Genomic DNA, 19,668 nt, shown 5'->3' with positions numbered 1-19,668 from the left:
AAATAAAAAGCCCTCATTAATAATAATGAGGGCTTTTTTTTTATACATCGTACCTATGCTGCTTGCGGTAAACTACGTGTTAACCAGCCGCTTTTACCTGCGGTGGCAATGGCATATGGAGTTATCCAAAATAAACCAAAGGTATAGACAAGACTGTAAGTATATGCCCAGAATGACTCAGATGGAGTGTACTTTCTTGCATAAAATAAAGCCGGAAAAGTGGTGACAATTAAAATACTTACTAGAGTTGATGTCAAAAATAAAATGGGATGTGTTGCTACAAATAGGAGCATAAATATGAGAAACGGGTAACTCATTAAAATAGTTAAAAACTGATTTACAAATAACAATCTTGCGCCTACTTTAGACTCTTTTCTGAAGTTTGTAAACACATACTTTGCCATAGCTAGGTTTTCTCTTACGTTACTACGTCCCCATCTTATGTACATTTTATAAAGACCTTTGTACTTTTCTGGAACGTTAGTATAAGCATATGCATTTTTTTGGAAAAGCACGTGTAGTCCTTGTCTAAGGATCATATTAGTAAGCGCTCTGTCCTCGCCTATGTCTGAAGATTTGCCCATAAACTTTTGATCAATCCATTCATCTAGGCAAGCAAACACAGCATCTCTTCTATATGCAGCTAGTGCACCTGGTGTGCAAAGAACACTGTTTACATTACTCTCTGCGCTTCTCACAAATTCAAAACTAAGGGTAAAACTAACATCTAGCATTTTAGGCAATAGGGCTCTTTCTTTATTGAGCACGCGTATGTTTCCTGCTACGGCTCCACACTTTTTATTACCTATAAAAGGGCTTACTAATAGTCTTAAGGTGCTTGAATCTACTATAGAGTCACTGTCTACTGTGATGAAGATGTCACCTTTTCCTTCATTAAAACCTCTATATAAGGCGTGACGTTTTCCCATATTTTTAGGCTGCTGGCAGATGGAAACTCGATCACCTAGCTCTTTTTTTGCTTTTTGCATCCAGTACCAAGTGTCGTCTTGACTACCATCGTCTATAGAAAGTAGTTCTAGTTTGTGCATAGGGTAATCACTAGCTGCAAGACTTTTGAGGGTTGCATATACTTGTTTTCCTTCGTTGTATGCTGGAACTATTACTGTACAAGTAGGTAGCTCTTGATCACTTACTGATGCTACAGGTTTGTATTTAAAATAGTGATATAAAGTATAGATAAAGAAGCCACTTTTAAAAACGAGTAGGGTAGAAGCAAAGGTCATAAAGCCATAACCAAATATCGAGCTCTTACGCTCAAAGTCTAATTGTGAAAAATCATAACGAAGCATATATGCGATATATGCCGAAACGGCTAGAAGTAAAAAAGTTGCTAGAAGTACAAATACTCCCCAAGGGTTTTTTGAGTTTTTCTGTAAAGAGTTATGCGGGTTATGTTCTTTATTTTGAGATACAGTTGTGGGAATTTCTCTTGATGGATTGGTTGTTATATTCATATCTGGATTCATTCAAGTTTAACAATGGTTTGAATGGTTTTACGCCAGTTGAGAATCTTTGGACTACCGAGTGAATGTTATTTAACATCTATATACTGTAATTAACTTTACCCTAAGATTTATTAGTGCTAGATGTTAAAATAGGGAAAAAGCGAAAAAAAATAAAGGCTTCCAGATGGAAGCCTTTATAATACCTTGCTTATATAAGCAATGCTAGTGAATAATTAATTTTTGAGTCTCCATAGTTTGTGGCTTTTCTATATTAAGAATATATGCCCCTGAAGCAACGTCTAGAACAGGGAGTTCTATATGTGTAGCTTCATTATCTGGAGTCCAATCTTTTATAAGTTGCCCTAGAATATTGAACAACTGCAGCGATTTTATTTCGTAATCTTGAGACTTGTCAATTATGATTGCTTGTGAATCTGTATTAAAATAAACACTAATAGAGTCTGATTCAAAAGTGTCTTCAATTACGACTTCTTCTTCTACATCTGTATCTTGAGCTACTTCGTCATCTTCTGTAGTTTCCTCTTCAGTTTGTTCTTGCTCTTCTTCATCTGTAGTTTCTTCTTCCTCTTGGTCTTCACTTTCTGCTCTTTGGAAAACGATGTAAAATCTATCTTCATAAGTGCCAGCAGAGAGTGTTATGGTATACTTGTCTTGAAGATTTGTAATTTCTGTTGTAGTACCTAAAAGTTCATCAAGTACATAAACAGATACATTATCTGTATTAACATTTTCTAAATCATCTAGTCCTATTGATATCTCCCCATCTATAGGTAAAGTAACTCTTACCGGAAATTGACGATCGTTTTCGATAGCTGGCACTCCTAATATGATAGCCATTTCATCTTCGAGCATCCAAGTCATATCCTCAGTAGGATTTGATGTGATAACGCCATCATAAGCTCTGTCATAGTCAAAAGTTGTGTTTTCATCAATTGTCATAAGCAATTGTCTATGGAATTGACTAGGTGAATCAAATCCTATTCTAAACTTCTCTCTAAGATCTTCTTCCTGTACTACGGCATCTTCAATGTTACTATCATCTGTATCTTCTTCTTGATCAGAATTAAAGAAGAATGTAGAAGAGGTACTCTCTTTTGCAAACGCTCTCTGTCTGTTGTTAAAAGTAGTAGTGCCGGTTGATACAGCCTCAACAAAGAACCCTTGGCCAACTGCTATAAAACGAGTTGGTGTTTTAGTTCCAGATCCAGTTTGACTTACAGCTGGATGGCTTACTGCTGGTGTACCACCACTTAAGGTATATAAAGCATACCCTGCTTGATAATCTGACAGGTAGTGGCTTCCGCCTCCCCAATGCTCCCAGAAAAGTAAGGTTCCAGTAAGATGAGGGTTATCATTTATAAATGTATTTGCATCTATAGCAGATGGGAATGGATTACCAACAAGATATTGATTACCTGCGTTAATTGTTTTATTTATAGGCTCTGCTGTTGTTCCATTATTAGGTTTTCCTATAAATGTATAATTCTGTGGGTCTGGTACTGCTCCAGTACCTGGTCCCTTCATCGTGTATCCATCACCCGCAACTAAGTTTCCGGCGTTACCTATATGCTCCCAAGCACTGTAGGTGTTTGCAAGATTGTTTCGATATGTAAATAACCAAAAGTCACTTATTGTTACAGGAGAGGTTGGTGCTCCATTATATCCAGTTGCAAAAGTCATCGCTGCTGGGTTATTAGGGTCTGTACTATCATTCATTATAGTAGAAATAGAATGACCTTGATTTATAGTGCTTGTATTTACAAGACCAACTGGCGAAGACCAAACGTTATACGAGTAGGTGTCTGATGTTCCTTGTTGATCTTTTTCTAGCCTACCAGAACTAGCTAAGTCTAGGTCACTATTTTCAGTTTGGATAAGTTGAGACTCGCCAACTAAATCCATTAAACCATCTAATTTAAGATAATGTGATACTTCAATCTTACTGTCATTTTCAATACTTAATTCGTTAGATCTAATATCAAGACCCAGAACAGTATTATTTTCATTAGTAGTTACATTATGTGAAGTTTGAACAATGTTCCAGTCTATAGTCTCATTAGAATCTACTATCGAAACAGCGCCAGGTATCTGTTGTGTACTACCATTCTCCCAAGTGTTGCTATTAGTCCAGTCCCCATTAGTTTCAGAAACATATGGTAGAGGTGCTGTTTGGAAATCTACGGTTTCTAGATTTTTTATAGCAGCCACGTGGTTGTTGTCAGACTCATCTTTAACATTTGTAAACGTGTACCTATTCATAGGTAGATATAACTCTAAATTGCTCCAAGGAATAGTAGCTACTTCATTTTTAGAAATATTTTGAGGTATAATTTTCCCTACTACAGAGGCATCTGTAAACCTTTCAATTTCTTGGTTCATTATAAATTGGAGCTGCTGCTGTGTAAGGTCATCATTCCAAATCCTTACCTCGTCTATAGTTCCATCAAAAAAGTTTGAAGGACTTGCGTGGTCCGTTGCTCCAATAAGGAGATGCTGGCTTGAAGCTACAGGACCTACTATGTTAGCACCATTATCTTGTATGCCGTCTATATAAAATGTGACTCTAGTTCCATTGTAAATAACTGCAACGTGATGCCACTCGTCTTGTGGTAGTGGTATTGAGGCATTGAGAGCACGAGTTGTGCCACCAGCATCTTTCCACTGTATACGTGGTCTAAAAGTCCCGTTTAATCTTAAAGAGTAGCCTTCTGTAAAAGCAACATTACGTTTTGAAATAATCTCTCTGTTACCGGAGTTGGGTCCTCTTTTTACCCAAGCAGAAATAGTAAATGGTCCGGTTAAATCTGCAACATCATCTGCATCCATATAGTCTCTTACACCATCGAAGGTAATTGAACGCTCATAATAGTACTCAGGAGCGTAACCGAAAGTGATATATTTAGTGCCATCAAAATCATAGGTAGTCTCAAGGTTATCACCTACGACGTTCATAATTCTGTATTCTGAAGTTGGACTAAATGAGGGAGTGTCGGATACAAACATTAAGAAATTTCCAGGAGGTGTTATAGTTGCTGTTAAGCTTACTTCTGGAATTGAAATTTTCACTTCACCTACAGATCCAGTCTCAACTACCTTCCAAGTTCTTCTAATCGCGGTAAAATCTACCAGCGTAGATAAACCAGCAATACCATTACTCATATCAACAGAAATAGGTGCTGCTGCTGCTAGCGATTCGTTATTGTTACCCCATATAAGGAAGTTCTTATCTGTAAATGTATTTGCATTACTTGTAATGTTATCAGAATTTGTATCATAAATATCCGTAAGTCCCATAGTAATTATAGCGCCTGGATTACTTGATGTAGATTGCTTTTGGTTAAGTGTTGCATCATCATCTCTTCCTATACCAGCTATGTCGTAAGTATATCCTGTATTTACTGCGGTATCCCATATGACATTACCATCAGTATCGACATAATCTTCATCACCTTCTCTAGAAGTAGTACTACTATTTATACTGTGTAAAGTAACGCCATTTTTAAGAGCAAGATACGACTGTAGTTTTTTCTGATCCAAATTAGAATTAGATACTGCATAGCTAATAAATTCTGTCATTTTTCCATTAAAGTGAGAGTCATATGGCGTACCAGCAACTGTGATTCTTCCCACTCCCAGTACATAGTTTGAGTTTCTAACTTTACTATAGGTTAGATTACCACCAATTGTACCGTTTGATTGGTTATAAGCTCTACCCGTGTAGTTGTCAATTTTCTTACCATTTCTATAAATTTCAGACTGGTTTGTTGCTGAGTTATATTTTACATTTAAAATCAATACCTCATTATCCATCGAATCTGTAGAGCTTACATATGCTCTACCGTAACTTCCATCACTCCCAGATGAAGTATTTGATGGTGTAGAACCTATCATATGACTTATGATGTTGTCTTGTCCGGTAAAACGAACCGATCCTGGATTAATCCAAAGCCCTGTACCGTCTTCACCAAATTGCTCATCTGTAATTCGCCCACTTAAAACACCTTCTTGATTTGTACTACTATTAATCGTACCATCAGATTGTATAACGACCCAGTATTCGTCAGTATAATACCCACCCTTTCCTTTGAGCTGGGTATCATTTGTTGTATCAAAATTTATTACAGGATTATGATTGATGTTTTCAACACTACTATTATAATAAATAGGAGCAGCATTGTTAGCAATCTCTGCATCATTATCAAAAGCAATATCACTCCAAGTATTTATTTGACTTCCTGAAGTGGTGGCGCCTGTACCTGCATTAGACTTTAACCAAAGTTTTAGATTGGATGTTATACTAGCTGGTCCTTCTGATGGATTTGAAAATGGTATTATTGGGTCTCCTTGTACTACTACATTGTCAAAATTCACTCCTACAGATTCAGTCGATCCATTAGATCTAAATTGTACACGAAGTCTTGTAGAGGCATTGTTGTTAAGAGTGGGAGGTAAGGCTATTGAAGCTCTTACAAAATTAGAACGACCAGACCCTGCACCTTCTGTATTTACTCCAGACCATCCATCTGCTCCACTACCAAAAGCAATAACATTTGTAGAATTATACCAGTTGTCAACGGGAGTGGCATTATATGCGCCTAGAACAGTCCAAGTTGCGCCATCAAAATACTCTACGCGCATCCCATCATTATTCTCAGGGGTTCTATAGCGTATATCTATTTGCAGTTTTAAATTTTGATATCCAGTTAAGTCAATTGTTGGACTTGTGGCATATGTGTTAGAATTAGATGCATAATTAGCATAATTTGTGGTGTACCAGTAGTCACCTTCTGTACCTGGTTCTATACCATTTGATCCATATGTCCATACAGAATTCCCTCCAGGGTTACTGGCAGTCCAACCTCCGTCATTTATATCAAAGCCTTCGTGATAAATAGTATATTGTGGTGTAGTGTCAATAGATGATGTTCCTAAAAGCTCAAAAGTATAATTACCTTCATCACTGTCATTAGAGCTAACTCTTACTGCAGGATTATGTGTTCCTACGGCTCCTGGGAAATATGTGATTTGAAAACTAGTTGATCCTCCTGCGGGAATCACAGTATCTGGAAGTGATGAAACACTAAAGTTTCCACTACCTCCACCAGTGATTTCAACTAAAGGTGTTCCGTTTAATACGAGGTCACTCGTTCCAGAGTTTGTAATAAGGAAATCCTTAGTGGTAGATAAGCCTATAAAAGTGTTACCATAGTCTGTATTATCTGCTGTAGAAGGGGTAGTGTCTCCATCTACTATGGTCACGCCGTTTCCTGATATATCGATTTCTGGAGAAGTAGTAATTACTCCTTGTCCAGCTATAGAAAAATTGAACGGGTTTTCATCACTATCATTATTAGAAATACTTACAGTCGCTGTGTGAGGACCAGGTAAAGCAGGTGTATAGGTGATTTCAAAAGTAGTGGATCCTCCTCCTGGTATAATAGAATTTGATGGAACTTGGCTAACTGAAAAATAGGCAGCATTGGTCCCAGTAATTGTAATATACGGAGAAGCTCCTGTAAGTAACAAATTCGCCGAACCTATATTATTTATGTTAAACGTACTAACCTTAGAGTTACCGATAAGACTTGTTCCAAAATCTGTTGCGTTACTAACGACAGGGGTTGTACTCCCATCAGTAACTTGATTTCCTAAACCATCAATAGCTATTTCTGGTTGAGGACCCTCTGACTCACCCGTTATACTAAAATTATAAGGATTTTCATTACTATCATTGTTGGTAACAGTAAAAGTTGCGTCGTGGGTTCCTCCTAGAGTAGGATTATAAGTTATTACAAATGTTGCAGATGCTCCGGCTGCTATAGTCGCCGGTGGGGGGGTGGTAATGGTAAATTCACCTGGGTTTGTTCCTCCTAGAGTCCAACCAGACAAGTTGAGCACCGCTGTACCAGAATTTGTAATCGTAAATGTATGATTTAGCGTAGTTCCTGCAGTTATTGTTCCGTAGTCTGTATCGTCATTAACAGCTGGAGTTGTATCTCCATCAGGTATTACAATGCCTTGTCCAGAGATGGCTATTTCTGGTTGAGGAGTACTTAAGGTACCCCTTACAATTACATTTCTAAATGCTACTCCGTCATCTGCAACAAAATTATCTGAAGCAAAAAAGATTCTAAATCTCACGTTTGTAGCTCCGTCAAAAGCGGGGTCTAAAGCGCTTAAGTTTAATTGATTTGCGGCCGTAAAAGCATTTACATTACCAGACCAGCCATCAGAATTATTTGCAATACCATCTACATCTGTATCATTATAATATCCTGATGCAGCAGAGCCAAGCACGGTCCAGGCACCTCCGCCTATGCTGTATTGTATTTGAGCACCATCCCAACCAGCTTCTGTATTTATATATCGCTCTATATCAAAAGTAAGGTTATTATAACCAGAGAAGTCTATTGAAGGGCTCTCTATACCAATACGTGTATTATTATTATAGTTATTGTGTGGTGTGTTAATAACATAGCCGAATGCTGCTTGAATTAAAAAAGCTCCATTAGTATTTCCAGCACTATTAGTCCAAGCATTATCTCCTACAGTGTTATTAAAATCTGCATTAAAAAGTACTGTTTGGGCACTACTTGTATGTACAGCGAGAGTAATGAAAAGAATGAGGGACGTTAAGCCAATTACTCGACTTAGAGTAGTTTTTTTCATAATGTAAATATTGTCTTTTAAAGGAACCTTAGGATCATTGAAAATAGTTGGGATCGCTAAATTACTAATTTCCACCATTAAAACAGTTAAAAAGTGTTAAAATTGTGTAATTCAACTGTAATTTGTGTATTTCATCGATGATTTTTAGAAATTATCACTTAATTTATGCTTATTTATTATAGATAAGGTGTATTTTATCATCGATGAAATACATATGTATTCCAGTAAATTTTACAATTAGACTGTTTACGCTTTCGCGAAAGCGCAACAAAAAGGAGAAGTTATACTAAGATAACTTCTCCTTTTTCTAATAATATTTAAAATTAATCTTTAAATCTTTTCCGTAAGCCTAGGAATGCTCCAGCTACAATACCTACGGTTACAAAACCGTCTATGGGTGCTGCAGGCGCCTGATCATTTACATCATTGCCAAAACTAATTTGAGCAGAGGCACTTGTTGATATACAAACGATAAACAAGGTGCTTAACATATATTTTTTGAATATTGAATTTTTCATTATTGTAAGTTTAAGTTGGTGTTTTTATTGAATTACAATTCTGTGCGATATAGCTACATCTTGACTTGTAATGGATAGGATATAAACACCTGCTTTTAGGTTATGTAAATTAGTTAGGGTAGCGGTAGCGCCAGTAAATGAAACTGGTTGTGCAATGACTTGCTGCCCTAAGAGATTTGTAATGGTAACATCTACAGTTAATCCTGCAAGTTTTGTAGCTGTAAGAGATAATGTCCCATCTGTTACTGGGTTAGGGTACATTGCAAAATCTATGGCATCATTACCTTCTGTAGATAGCGCTTGTGCTTGATAAACTATTTTAAATCGAGTAGCGTCTATACTTGCATCTATAGTTTCATCTACAGAAAAAGCTATCGTGTTAAGACCATTCTCTAGCATTGTAAGCTCCCCTGTGTAGGTATCCTCTAGATAAGGTGTAACTTCATTAAAACCGTTTACTGTAATATCTAATGTATAATTAGATACTCTGTATAAGGCATTATAGAGTTTTACTTGATCATTTTCTGTAGGCATAGCAAGTTTATCTACACTAAGTAGGGTACCTTCTTTTAAGATTCCCATATTTTCATCGATGTTATAAAACTTTGATACATCTTCACTAGTTAACTCATTACTGTAATTGTTATCATAAAGAATTACAAAATTGTCTTGTAAACCTGCATCGGTACCGTACCTGTCGGTTCTATAAAGTTTTGCGATAAGTTGTGACGAGCTAGCAAACGTCGTTGCATTATTGTTGAAAACAGTTACATCGTGGCCAACAGCTTTATCTGTCTCATTAAACACAACAGACGTAGAGTTATCTCCTACAGTATTTTCAGTAGCTGTAAAGAATGACTGTCCTGGTTGTATGTAATGGTAGCTTTTTGAAGTAGCACCATTGCTAGAGCCAGTTCCATCTAGTAATACGGTTACATACTGTCCTCTAGCACCAAGGGTTGCGTCCCATACCCATACTTCACTTGCCTTTATGTTATTAGATCCAGCAAGTACATCGTTTACGTTTACAGATGCCTGATATGGATTACCAATAAAGTTAAAAGCTCCTGCATTATGGTTTAGGTCTGCTCCAGTGGTTTGGATAGTTGCAGTTGCCAGCGTTCCAGTGCTTCTAAGTGTCGTGTTAGAAGGTGTAGCAGCATTAGTTGTCAGGTCTATACTTCTATCACCTCGTACCATAAGTCGTAATGGAGTTCCCGCTGTAAGTGTCGTTACATCCGTATTTGTAATAGCCTCCCAAACTTGTGCTCCATTATTAAGAGCAAAGAGTGAAGGGTTACCAGAACCTGTAGCGTCAAAACCATTTTCTCCAGTGGTAGAGCCTGTAATGTGGGTACCATAACCTGGATTAGGATCTACATTATCTGTTGGGTAGTTAATACCTGTGTTGTTACTATCTTCTTGCCAGTTTGTATTAATACTTGTTGAAGAAGTAACAGGGCTTGATAGTAATCTAAAGGCTCTTCTTGCCGGTATATAACGTTCTGTTGTAACGTTACCTACAATGCTTCCTCCAGTAATAACATCTACCATAGCAGTACCATTTACATCACTGCCTAGCGTAAGTAGGTTACTTGTGTTAAGTTGACCATTTGTAAGTGTTAGTAGCGTTGTAAGTTTTAATGGTGCATATAATATAGCACCTTCTGGATTATTTAAGGTAAGTGAACCTAGTTCAAATTCATTACCAAAAATACTTTGAGCGCTTGTACCATTTAGTTCTAAAGTTGCATCGCTAGCCGTAAGCGCACCGGTATTTGTGATATTACCTGTTGTAGATAAGGTAGTAGTGCCTAGATCGAGAGTTGCACCTGGGCTTACAGTTACATTATTTATGAAAGTATTTGCCGTTAGGGCTGTGGTTCCAGATAGTACTTGAATATTGTCATCTATAGTTGCAATACCACTTGGATCTTCTGGTGTCCATAACCCGTTGTCATACACATAATCTGTCGATGCTGGTAAAATTGTTAGGGTATAATCCTCAACTTGACCATAATCGAAGTTTCCGCAGGCTTCAGGAGTGACTTGGTAACGCATTATTACACGCATTCTTGTTTCTCCTAATGTTGCATCTAAAGGTATTGTGAGGTTATTTTCAATTACAGGTGTTGTTTGATTACCTGCTTGAATAAATACCTCTTCATTAACCCCATCAAAACTTCCATCTCTGTTGTAATCTATCCAGACACCGAGCGCTTCATCATAATTTGTTCCAGGCCATTCCTTTGTTATTGATATTGAGAAGGTAGCACCTTGTTTAATACTTGCATTGATAGCGGTAAAGTCTTCATAACCCAAAGTATTTGCTCCAGAGTCATTATCAATAATATCGTTAGTACCATCATTAAGAGTTACATTGCTAATGTACTCTTCAGAGGTATCTGCACTTGCTGCATCGCAATACATTATTGCCGTTGTTGTAAAATTTACTATAGCACTATATGGCGTGTTACCTGTACTACAATTTGCTCTTACTTGTACCTCGTATGTGGTTTCTGGAGTTAAGGCATCCAAGCTTAATGAATTTGTAGTGAGATTTGATGTGGTCCAAGACGTTGTTCCGCTTTCGCGAAAGCGTAATCTATAGTCACTACCCACTGTTGCATCCCAAGTTAGTATTGCCGTTGTAGCATCAATAGCCGAAGCAGAAAGATTAGCAGGCGGGGTGATGTATGGCTCGACAGTAACAGTAGCTGTACAACTATCTGAGTTGTTTCCTGGGTCTGTAACTGTAAGTGTAACGGTGTTATCACCTATATCGCTACAATCAAATGTATCAATATCTAGACTTAAATCTGTTATTGCATTATCATCTGTAGATCCATTGTCTATTTGAGAAGGTAGAATTGTTACAGATCCATCTGCTCCTAATGTTACTGTAATATTTTGACAAGATGCAACTGGAGGAACACTGTCTGGATCATCTATTATAGCTGTAAGCTCTAGATTATCAATCGCGATATCGCTTGAAAAACCATTACCAGTTGTAGCAACAAACCTTATTTTAATAGTCTTATCTAAATATGGAGTCAGAGCAGCACTTTCAGAACTCCAGATGTTTTGTGTTGCTCCAGTACTTCCGTTTTGTGTAAATAGAGGGGTCCAAGTAAAACTCTCGTCATCTATAACTTCTACAACAAGATTACCCATATTATTACCGAACATATGATAGTCAAAGTTAAATGTGGCACTTGTTGCGTTAGATAAATCAAAGCAAGGACTAGTAAGAATAGCAGTTGCATTATTACCTAAATTTTCATCTGGCGCATCAGTATCTTCGGTAGCTTCTGTATAAAGGTAGAATGAACCGTTACTTGCGCTATTTGGTCCTGTGGTTCCGGATGGAGTTCCCCCAGAAAAACGAAACATATCTCCGTCATCCTCTTGGTTTTGTGACCAGTCACCTAAGCCGTTTTCAAAACTCTCTGTGTGAGGAAAGTTGTTAATTACTGCATCATCACATAATTCAGGCGCGTACGAGTCAAGAGACAAAACTTTGAAGTTGTCAAATACAAAACCAGCAAAATCAGTGTTATATCCATCTTGTATGTTACTTACGTCACTATCAAACCTAAAACGAAGTTGCACTCCAGTTTCTCCTAAGAATTGAGTGTTATTCTCGAAGTCAATAAACACTTCTTCCATCACCCATTTGTTTGCTCCTCCTACAATTTGGTCACCATCATATACATAGGTTCCATTATCTTCTTGATGACTACTTGGATTTCCAGGTCCTCCTTTTGTGTTATTAAAGTGATTATTAACAGAAGTAGGAGCAGCTGGTTTATTGTATTTACCACATAGAGCAGTCCAGTTTGTTCCATCTGTTGAAGCTTCAAGCTGTACTAAGTCAAAATTACGTTCAATATCCCAAAAGGCATTAAACTGAATCATAAACCCATTTGATGCGCTTAAATCTAGTGCATTATTCAAAGTTGTTGTTCTTACTATATTATTCCCATAAGACCCACTTGATACTACAGATATAGCATTAGTACTACCATTATATCCATTTGTATAATTTACCCAGTTACCTGTCCAGTTTGAGATTCCGTCTGCATCTATTACGACAGTCGGATTGTAATATTTACGATATACCGCCTTATAGATATCAAAATCACCATTACTTAATGTTACTTCATATTCAATAAGCTCATTAGCTTGTGGCGTACCATTAAATGTTATCGGAAAACTTACCTCGCGTTGTTCAAGTTTTGCCATTCCGTTTAGGGCTGTTGCGCTTAGTGGTGTAATAGAGGCAATGTTTGAGCTTACTGGTGTTACAGTAAGGGTAAGGTCATCTAGTGTCTGTCCTATATATTCAACTGCAAAGTTAAGTGTTTGGTTAGAGGGAGTAATATCTGTATTAGTAAGGTCGTGTAGTTGTGCATACTTACCTGCAGAGAGACTTGTAATTAAATTCATACGTAATGCTCTTTTTGCAATAGAGACAATATGAGAAGGATCTGGAGCAAACTCATCTCCATTTTCTGGTGTGAATGCGATGATGTTTTTGCCTGAACCAGAATTTGTATAAGTTCCTCCTCCAGATGGATTAGTCGTTACCGGAGGGCCTCCGAGCATCCAGTCATTAAAATCACCATTTGCCTCATATAAAGTGTTAGGCGCAGAACCGTGAATATAGCGGTTGTAGTGAGTAACATTTTGCATTAGTTCTTGAAACTCATCTTCTCTTCCAGAAGGAGCAGCGCTAGTACTTCCGTTATATGAAGAGGTAACGATAGAGTTTAACCCAGAGTGATGATTTACTGCTAGTTTAATATCCTTAGTTTGTATAAAATCTGCAATAATTTGTGTTTCAGGTTCTGAAGCTGGGGTAGGACCTCTATAAGTCCCTGCAGTAACAGAAGGTGAAGATCCACTATCATCTATTCCCCAATAGTAAGGTGAGTTTCTGTTAAGATCAACACCTTGTGTGTATTGTCCATTACCAGTACCCGGTCTTAAATTCTTTCTTTGATTTCCACCACCATTAGGAGCTTGTATTCCATTATAAATATATCCATCAGGATTAATTACTGGTATAAAATATAATTCTTGATGATCAATCATACTCTTTATAAGTGGGTCAGAATCATAACTCTCTAGAATATACCACATATAGTAAATTATATTCATAACACTGCTCACTTCTCTTGCGTGTGCGGCACCCGTAATTAATGATTGAGGTTCACCTGCTTCATCCATATCGGGATTATCAGAAATTTTTACGTACCACATAGTTTGTTGATCTATGTCTGGATTTGTACCTGTGTAGCCGTGTGTTTTTTGATTAGTAGGTGAAGCATCTTTTACTACAGAGATAATGTTAGGGTACAATTGTTGCATCCTTGCTAGTTCATCTAAAATCTCCTGATAATTATATGCACCTCCCATACTACCTAGTACGAAGTTTTGAGGAGTCCAATCTATCTCAGCACAGCCATCATATTGTATTGCACTAGGAATACTTTCTGAGCTTTGACTAAAGGACCTGGTATTCTCGTTAAGACTTTTAGAAGAGTTTGGGCTTAAACCTATACTCAAGTCTTTAAGTTGTTGTAGTTGAGCCTTTGCCTCTGGAAGTTTTTCATTGTTTCTAGCGCTTATAAAGTCTACTAGATTTTCTATAGTAACTTCATAAGGAATATTTAAATCTTCAAGAATCTCAATTTCATTATTATTCAAATCGATTTGAATACCTGTCGCAACTCCTTTACTACCACAAGCAAAATCAAACCCTTTTGTATATAACATTTTTAATGTTTCAGGGTTTGTTGTATTAATTATAACACGCTTTACAACTTCATTATTCAATAAAGAACTTTGATTATGCGAATTATGATTGTGAGATTCAGTAGGTGAATGAACTTCTTGTGCTCTACTATAAGTAGTTGTAATTATGAGTAAAGAAAAAAGGGTTAAAACCTTGAGGTAGGTTTGTTTCATAATTTAAGTAGGTTTAGTTTTTAATTTGGGTTGTTTAAAATCTTGGGAATTTTAGACGCGTAAAACTAGTTAAATATCTTAACGATACATTAAGATAAATGTTAAAATTGTGTATTTCACAGATACTTTAGTGTATTTCGTCGACTAAACGAATATTTGGATGTGTGATTTTTTTTGTTTGTAGTATAATGTCGGAAATTACAACTATTTGACAATTAACGAATTAACTCTGGTGGTATTGACATAATAAAAGTCATATCAGTTTTAATAATGTAACTTCACAATTTTCAAATTAAAGTGAGTAAAGGACTATATTTACCTTACTTTAGAAATATAATTGGATCTTTTTGTTAAAATTTAGATAATTTTAGTCCAGTAATAAGTAAATAGAAAGTATGAAATTAAGAATCTTTGGTGCGGTAGTGCTTGTGTTTTTGACCTTGCAATCTTGTTCTGATGATGAGGTGACGATACCTGAAGTGCTAGAACCCTCAGACATTGCTTTTAATCAAATTACAGTAAGTAACCCCACAACACAGCTCGTTTCAGATTGGACTAACCTTTGGCTAGAAATTGATCAATATGCATACGGGATGAGACCTACCGCCACCTCTAGAGCACTGGCATATATACATCTTGCAGGCTACGAGACGGCCGTATTTAGTATAGATGGTTATATATCAAATGCTAGTAACTTAAATGGTCTCACTATAAACAATTCAGAAAGAGCTAGTAACATATCTCTTAATCTGGCACTCAACACGTGTTACAGTCTCGTTTTTGACCATTTTATGTATAATGTACAAGCAGATTACGATGCTAAAATTACTCAGTATAGAGATGCACAAGAAGCACAGCTAGTAGAAGGTCTTAGTGCAGAGACCATCGTAAATTCAAAAAGCTGGGGAGCCTATGTAGCACAACAAATTATTGCATATAGTCAGACAGATACCGCTGCCGAATCTCAAATAACAGACCCACAGCCCTTTAGTTATGAACCTCCTGTAGGAGAAGGATACTGGACCTATAGTGCAGATGAGGAAAGAGCTTGGTTTCCATATTGGGATCAAGCAAGAACTTTTATAATCTCTTCAGAAGAGACTACTACAGTTGCACCACCGGTAGCATATAGTACAGAAGTAGGGAGTGAGTTTTATACTCAAATGATGGATGTATACACTATTAATAATACAGCTAGAGAAGATAATAATGAAGATTTATGGATTGCAGAGTTTTGGTCTGATGATGTAGAGGGACTTATGACAAGTCCTCCCGGACACCAAGTGTCTATAGCAAACCAGCTCATAGGGCAGTATGATACTAGCCCTACAGTATCTCTTGTACTATTACTCAAATTAGGGTTTTCACTTAATGATGCTGCGGTATCTACTTGGGCAGATAAGTATGAGTATATGGTAATGCGACCTAGTGTTTATATACAAGAACATATTGACCCCACTTATGAAACTAACCTTTATAGATTTATAAACTGGCCTAACCCGTCATTTCCTGGGTATCCATCGGGGCACTCAGCATTTGCATCTGCAGCGGCAGGAGTTTTTATAGATACATTTGGTAACGATACAAACTTTACAGACAGATCTCACGAGGGGAGGACAGAGTTTAGAGGAGCACCTAGACAGTTTACATCTTTTACAGATATGGCACAAGAAAATGGCTACTCTAGAATACCGCTAGGTGTGCATATAGAGATGGACTGTACAGAAGGATTGCGACTGGGTTATGAAGTCTCAGATGCGGTTAACGCTTATAATTTGACTAACTAGGGAGAACTGTTCTAAGGGCCTTATGTACGCTTTCGCGAAAGCGGTACACAATACATTAAAACATCATTAATATTAAAACAGTGTAAAATGTTTTTCTAGAGCTTCACAAGTAGAAGCATATCCTATTTGAAAAATACGCTCAACATTGCGCATACTAAAAGTGCCAAATTTAGAGAGCTCATCTGGGCAAACAAGGATATCGCACATATCAAATTTATTTTTTACACGATGATGTAGGTTTATCTCATAAGCTCTATTAAGTACTTGATATGAGTGCTTTAGAGCGGTGATGCTCATAGCACTGAGAGGATTTACATAACTCCCTATAATGTAATCACAATTTTGAACTAGCGGCTCTACAGGAAAATCATCTATCACACCGCCATCAAAGTATAAAGTCCCATCTATATCTATAGGAGTAAACACTCCAGGAAAAGATGCCGATGCGATAATAGGTTTAATGAGGCTACCACTATTAAAAATATGTTGCTTCCCAGATATGACTGTGGTTGCTGTTATAGAGAGTGGCAATTGCAAGGTTTCAAAACTATCTTCTGGAAAATATGTGGCAAGATCATTTGCAAACTTTAAGGAATCTAGTATTCCGGGTTTACTACGAGCAAAGCGGCTTAGTTTAAAAATAGAAGTTTTTCTAAAAAAGTCTAAAATAGTCTCCCAATCATAACCTGCAGCATAAAGGCCACCCACAATGGCACCAGCACTTGTACCCGTTACAAACGCGGGTTTTATGTTATACTCATCAAAAGCTTTAAGGAGACCCACGTGAGCAACTCCTTTTATACCACCTCCAGATAATGCAAGTCCTATTTTCATAATATATATGGTATTGTTAATAGTAAGTAATTAGAACTAATAAATACAAATTTTAGCTCTAAAAAAGAAGCTTGTAGAAGCTATTCATTTTAAATGTTATTGGGGACAGATGAGGCAGTAATTTACACTATAGTAGTTACCACTTTTTGTCAATCAAAAAAAGCAGCTACAAATAAATGTAACTGCTTAATTATCAAGTAGCGAGAGGGGGGCACGATCCCCCGACCTCCGGGTTATGAATCCGACGCTCTAACCAACTGAGCTACCTCGCCATCTTACTTAGATTTTTAAATTACTGGTTAAGTAAATTATGTTTTTAAAGATAAAACTATAAAAGCATCTGTCTAAGCGGGTGCAAATATAAAATATAATAGCGGTAGTGCAAACCTCTTTCTGAAATAAAATTAATTTAATTGCTTTGTTGTAGACATTAATATCAATATATTGTCGTTTATAATTATAAGTTTATATGAGCGATAAAAAGAAATATGTGATAGAGTTTGTTGTAAGAGCGTCTCCTTCACTATTATACCAATATATGGCAACACCATCAGGAATGAGTGAGTGGTTTGCAGATAACGTAAATTCTAGAGGTGAGTTTTACACTTTTATCTGGGATGGAAGTGAAGAAAAAGCTAAGCTTTTAAGTAAAAAGAGTGGAGAGTACATAAAATTTCAATGGCTAGATGATGAGGGAGAGGAGTATTTCTTCCAGTTGCGTATTCAAGTAGACGAGATTACAAAAGATGTATCTCTTATGATTACAGATTATGCCGAAGAGGATGAAATAGATGAAGGTAAAATGTTTTGGGAAAATCAAATTTCAGAACTGAAACAAGTAATAGGCTCAGTTTAACTAGTGTCTAATTAATATCTTTGCACCGCCTTACAATAGGCGGTTTTTTTATGATTAATCACAACGGAACAATATCGGCAGTAACAGAAGCTAGGCTTGACCCATTTAATAGAGGTTTTCTCTATGGTGATGGACTCTTTGAAACTATAAAAGCAGTAAATGGTAAACTACTCTTTTGGGAAGATCACTACTTCAGGCTTATGGCCTCTATGCGCATCTTGCGTATGGATATCCCTATGGAGTTTACACCAGAGTACCTAGAAGAACAGCTCAAAAGCACGATAGAGGCCGCCGGATTAATCAATGAGACTGCTCGAGTACGTATTACAGTCTATAGATCTGGAGGCGGCACTTATCTCCCAGAAGAGAGAGGTGTGGGGTTTTACGCTTTCGCGAAAGCGCACTCAGAACCATTTTATCTTCTCAAAGATGCTCCATATGAAGTAGAGCTATATAAAGACCACTATATAAGCGCAGATCTTATTTCTACACTTAAAACGACTAATAAAATCGTGCACGTGACAGGTAGTATTTATGCGCAAGAAAATGGTTATGATAACTGCCTGCTTGTAAATAGTGATAAAAATATTGCAGAGGCATTACAGGGTAATCTCTTTCTTGTAAAAGGTACAACTATAAAAACTCCACCGCTTGCCGATGGTTGTTTACGTGGTATTATAAGAAAACAATTAATGGGTATTATAGAGCTTATGGATGAGTATACGCTAGAAGAAGCCTCTATATCACCATTTGAATTACAAAAGGCAGACGAGCTTTTTATAACAAATACAATCAAGGGTATACAGCCTATAACAAAGTACCGTAAGAAACAGTATACAGCAAATACTGCAGCGGCATTGCTTAAAAAATTAAACGTAAAAGCTCGTTTAGGCTAGTTATATTGAGGATTTGCAGGAGCATTAGACCATAATGCATAAGATCCACCCAGTTCTCTCAACTTATCACTCCACAATGCAAGGTGATTGCTCTTAAGGAGTTCTTTACACAAATTATTTTTTGTGATAACCCAACTGTGCTCACTTATTTCTTGATCAAGTTGCTTACTTCCCCAGCCACTGTAACCTAAAAAGAATTTTATGTTATCGCAGCTTATTTCTTTTGCGAGTATAAGATCTACAGCACGTTGAAAGTCACCTCCCCAATATATTCCAGAAGAGATCTCTAGGCTTCCTTCTATAAGCTCTGGCGCTGTGTGTATAAAATATAAATTTTCTTGCTCTACAGGACCTCCATTATAAATGGGTATCTCGCATTCTTCCATTCCTTCTATTAAATCTGGAAGGGTAACATCTAGAGGTTTGTTAAGTATAAAACCTACAGATCCCTCTTCATTATGGTCTGCTAGTAGAATTACAGATCTGGTGAAAGAAACATCCCGTATTACGGATGGCTCGGCAACTAATAATTGTCCTTTGGTCGGTAGTTTAGTCATATTTATCGCCTTTTGTAAACTAAATCTACCTATTTTTTATAGCAATACAAATTATTTGTCATTAAAAAATAGTTACATAAAATTTATTTTT

9 protein-coding genes and 1 tRNA gene are annotated in these 19,668 nt (G+C 36.9%); 3 read left to right on the top strand and 7 right to left on the bottom strand.

Annotation, left to right across the window (positions count from 1 at the left end):
* Positions 1–53 precede the first annotated feature (53 nt).
* The 4 genes from I597_RS13120 to I597_RS13105 form a co-directional block, all read right to left on the bottom strand.
* On the bottom strand, positions 54–1,487 hold the full coding sequence (locus I597_RS13120) for a glycosyltransferase family 2 protein (RefSeq protein WP_236884372.1): 1,434 nt from the start codon (positions 1,485–1,487) through the stop codon (positions 54–56).
* A gap of 201 nt (positions 1,488–1,688) precedes the next feature.
* Positions 1,689–8,156 (bottom strand): choice-of-anchor D domain-containing protein, encoded by a 6,468-nt coding sequence (locus I597_RS13115; RefSeq protein WP_052111737.1) that lies wholly within the window; start codon positions 8,154–8,156, stop codon positions 1,689–1,691.
* 323 nt (positions 8,157–8,479) lie between these two features.
* Positions 8,480–8,674, bottom strand: a complete 195-nt coding sequence (locus I597_RS13110) for a hypothetical protein (RefSeq protein WP_035325161.1) — start codon at positions 8,672–8,674, stop codon at positions 8,480–8,482.
* A 24-nt stretch (positions 8,675–8,698) separates the two neighbouring features.
* The gene (locus tag I597_RS13105; protein WP_160268167.1) at positions 8,699–14,455 is read right to left on the bottom strand and encodes a M14 family zinc carboxypeptidase; all 5,757 of its coding nucleotides are present in this window, start codon (positions 14,453–14,455) and stop codon (positions 8,699–8,701) included.
* A gap of 587 nt (positions 14,456–15,042) precedes the next feature.
* Here I597_RS13105 and I597_RS13100 point away from each other — a divergent pair.
* On the top strand, positions 15,043–16,434 hold the full coding sequence (locus tag I597_RS13100; protein WP_035325157.1) for a vanadium-dependent haloperoxidase: 1,392 nt from the start codon (positions 15,043–15,045) through the stop codon (positions 16,432–16,434).
* A gap of 72 nt (positions 16,435–16,506) precedes the next feature.
* On the opposite strand, the gene I597_RS13095 is transcribed toward I597_RS13100, so the two are convergent.
* Both I597_RS13095 and I597_RS13090 read right to left on the bottom strand, forming a co-directional pair.
* A complete protein-coding gene (locus I597_RS13095) occupies positions 16,507–17,268 on the bottom strand; it encodes a patatin-like phospholipase family protein (protein WP_035325154.1) in 762 nt (253 codons plus the stop codon).
* A 198-nt stretch (positions 17,269–17,466) separates the two neighbouring features.
* Positions 17,467–17,540 (bottom strand) — tRNA-Met (locus I597_RS13090).
* A gap of 197 nt (positions 17,541–17,737) precedes the next feature.
* Here I597_RS13090 and I597_RS13085 point away from each other — a divergent pair.
* Together I597_RS13085 and I597_RS13080 are read left to right on the top strand one after the other, a co-directional pair.
* Entirely contained in the window at positions 17,738–18,124 is a 387-nt protein-coding gene (locus I597_RS13085; RefSeq protein WP_021778541.1) for an START-like domain-containing protein, read from the top strand.
* 50 nt (positions 18,125–18,174) lie between these two features.
* The gene (locus I597_RS13080) at positions 18,175–19,020 is read left to right on the top strand and encodes an aminotransferase class IV (RefSeq protein ID WP_035328729.1); all 846 of its coding nucleotides are present in this window, start codon (positions 18,175–18,177) and stop codon (positions 19,018–19,020) included.
* Here the strand turns inward: I597_RS13080 and I597_RS13075 are convergent.
* The gene (locus I597_RS13075; protein ID WP_035325153.1) at positions 19,017–19,577 is read right to left on the bottom strand and encodes a YqgE/AlgH family protein; all 561 of its coding nucleotides are present in this window, start codon (positions 19,575–19,577) and stop codon (positions 19,017–19,019) included. The two genes, I597_RS13080 and I597_RS13075, sit on opposite strands and share 4 nt — an antisense overlap.
* Positions 19,578–19,668 lie beyond the last annotated feature (91 nt).

Origin of the sequence: Dokdonia donghaensis DSW-1 (assembly GCF_001653755.1) — a bacterium.
GTDB lineage: Bacteria > Bacteroidota > Bacteroidia > Flavobacteriales > Flavobacteriaceae > Dokdonia > Dokdonia donghaensis.
This window is presented reverse-complemented; position numbering and strand designations above follow the sequence as displayed.

Excerpts from the sequence above, each read along its gene's own strand:
- I597_RS13080 (WP_035328729.1), top strand. The coding sequence starts at position 18,175 with ATGATTAATCACAACGGAACAATATCGGCAGTAACAGAAGCTAGGCTT.
- I597_RS13110 (WP_035325161.1), bottom strand. The coding sequence starts at position 8,674 with ATGAAAAATTCAATATTCAAAAAATATATGTTAAGCACCTTGTTTATC.
- I597_RS13100 (WP_035325157.1), top strand. The coding sequence starts at position 15,043 with ATGAAATTAAGAATCTTTGGTGCGGTAGTGCTTGTGTTTTTGACCTTG.
- I597_RS13085 (WP_021778541.1), top strand. The coding sequence starts at position 17,738 with ATGAGCGATAAAAAGAAATATGTGATAGAGTTTGTTGTAAGAGCGTCT.
- I597_RS13115 (WP_052111737.1), bottom strand. The coding sequence starts at position 8,156 with ATGAAAAAAACTACTCTAAGTCGAGTAATTGGCTTAACGTCCCTCATT.
- I597_RS13075 (WP_035325153.1), bottom strand. The coding sequence starts at position 19,577 with ATGACTAAACTACCGACCAAAGGACAATTATTAGTTGCCGAGCCATCC.
- I597_RS13095 (WP_035325154.1), bottom strand. The coding sequence starts at position 17,268 with ATGAAAATAGGACTTGCATTATCTGGAGGTGGTATAAAAGGAGTTGCT.
- I597_RS13120 (WP_236884372.1), bottom strand. The coding sequence starts at position 1,487 with ATGAATCCAGATATGAATATAACAACCAATCCATCAAGAGAAATTCCC.
- I597_RS13105 (WP_160268167.1), bottom strand. The coding sequence starts at position 14,455 with ATGTTATATACAAAAGGGTTTGATTTTGCTTGTGGTAGTAAAGGAGTT.